The 1,973-nt window shown below is 35.9% G+C and carries 2 protein-coding genes; one reads left to right on the forward strand and one right to left on the reverse strand.

The genetic code is table 11. The features are described 5' to 3' along the window. Positions 1-57: 57 nt before the first annotated feature. On the reverse strand, positions 58-1,386 hold the full coding sequence (locus tag IC572_RS07645; RefSeq protein WP_187855765.1) for an RNA-guided endonuclease InsQ/TnpB family protein: 1,329 nt from the start codon (positions 1,384-1,386) through the stop codon (positions 58-60). 36 nt (positions 1,387-1,422) lie between these two features. On the opposite strand from IC572_RS07645, the gene tnpA reads away from it, so the two are divergent. Next, positions 1,423-1,839 carry an IS200/IS605 family transposase gene (gene tnpA, locus IC572_RS07650; protein WP_000717700.1) on the forward strand — a complete coding sequence of 139 codons (417 nt, stop codon included), beginning with the start codon at positions 1,423-1,425 and terminating at the stop codon, positions 1,837-1,839. The last annotated feature ends 134 nt before the right edge of the window (positions 1,840-1,973 follow it).

Below are 1,973 nucleotides of genomic sequence, written 5' to 3' on the forward strand. Positions count from 1 at the left end.
GTGAAACCACCCCTTGCTAAAGCAAGGAGCTTCCTAACTAAAGCGCCCTAATGGACACTAACACGAAAGGCTTTGTTCTTTAAAGTCTGCATGGATATTTCCTACCCCAAAAAGACTTAACCCTTTGCTTAAAATATTGTTCGCAGCGTTGATGTCTCTGTGTTCTCTATACCCGCATTCTAAACACCAATATTGCCTATGATTTAATTTAAGCTTGGGGTTGATATTCCCACAACAATGGCAAGTTTTACTCGTATATTGTGGGGGAACTTTCACTAACAATTTGCCATTATGCTGTTGTTTGTAATCTAAAAAAGAGATGATTTGATAGAATGAAGTATTGTTGATAGATTGATTAAGCCCACTCTTTTGTTTAACATTTTTGAGTTTAGCTCTTTTAGTCATGTTTTTTACTTGCAAATCTTCAACTACTATCCATTCAAATTGCTTTGAAAGTTCGCTTGTGATTTTATGGTATCTGTCTGTTTTTTGATGACTAGACTTGTCAAAGGCTTGGTTTAATTTCTTTTGCGTTTTGTAAAAATTACCTCCTAATTGGGTTTTGTTTTGTTTAGACTTTAACACCCTACGGCTTTGTTTTCTTTGTAATCTTTTAAATTTTTTAGAGTATTTCTTTAAAGAATACAATTTGGAATAAGTAGGGATAAGTCGTTTAGTGTCCAGCTCTTCATCTATTTCTATCCCTAGTAATTCTTTCATGTCTGTTTGGTATTGCTTAAAGTCCGTTAGTTTTTCATGGTTGTTTATCTCACAAGAACAAGCTATATCAAGGATATTCAAATCTAGCCCCACACCATTTTTAGTGTTTTTGATGGGAGTAATGTCTTGTTCGTATTCCACGCTAAAGCTAACAAAATATTTTCTATGGCTGCAAGAGATACTAATTTGTTTCACTTTAAAATTAGGGGGGAAGTCTCTATGCATGCGCATGAGTAAAGGCATTTTCATCAGAGTGAATGTCTTGAAGCGCTCATCATCGCTCTCTTTGATAGAGAAGCCTTGATTGTTCCACAAAAAAGATTGTTTGGCGAATTTAGAGTTTTTGAATTTAGGAAAGCCCCTATCTTTAACTTTAAAAGCATCTTTTAAAGCCCTTTCAACATTCATGCGTGCTTGTTGGGCTATCACACTACTAAAGCTTAACCCCCTAGCCTTCAAGTGGTGTTTAATTGCATGATCTAACTCGCTTGATTTTTTCCACTTTCTTTCTTTGGGAGGTAAATCTTTGTTTGTTTCATATTGCTCTTGCAGTAAATTCAAGCCAATATTATAAGCTTGATTATAGACAAAAAAGCAGTGTTGCAACTTATCTTGTTGTTCTTTAGTGGGATACAAGCGGAATTTAAAACCCTTATTGACTTTCATAGAAGTATTTTAACCTCTTTTTGTTAAAATAGGTCTATGAAAAAAATTGATGATATGAGACACGGAAGACATTGTATTTTTTTAATGCATGTGCATTTGGTATTTGTTACTAAATACCGGCGTTCAGCGTTCAATAAGGAAGTGATAGATTTTTTAGGATCGGTGTTTGCCAAAGTGTGTAAGGACTTTGAGAGCGAATTGGTAGAATTTGATGGGGAGAGCGATCATGTGCATTTGCTTATCAACTACCCTCCAAAAGTGAGCGTGAGTAAGTTAGTTAATTCTTTAAAAGGCGTTAGCAGTCGTTTGACTAGACAACACCATTTCAAAAGCGTTGAAGCTAGTTTGTGGGGGAAGCATTTATGGTCGCCTAGTTATTTCGCTGGGAGTTGTGGGGGCGCGCCTTTAGAGATGATTAAGCAATACATACAAGAGCAAGAAACACCGCATTAAATTAGCTAACTTTGATTTTTAATAGAATGCGCTAAAAAGCGAATGGATTAGGTAGAATTACATTCAAATACCTAACGGCTAAGCACTTACATCTCCGCCCTAAAGGACGGAGTTTTTCGTGCTAGTGGGATAAA

This window comes from Helicobacter pylori (assembly GCF_014496485.1).
Lineage (GTDB): Bacteria > Campylobacterota > Campylobacteria > Campylobacterales > Helicobacteraceae > Helicobacter > Helicobacter pylori_DD.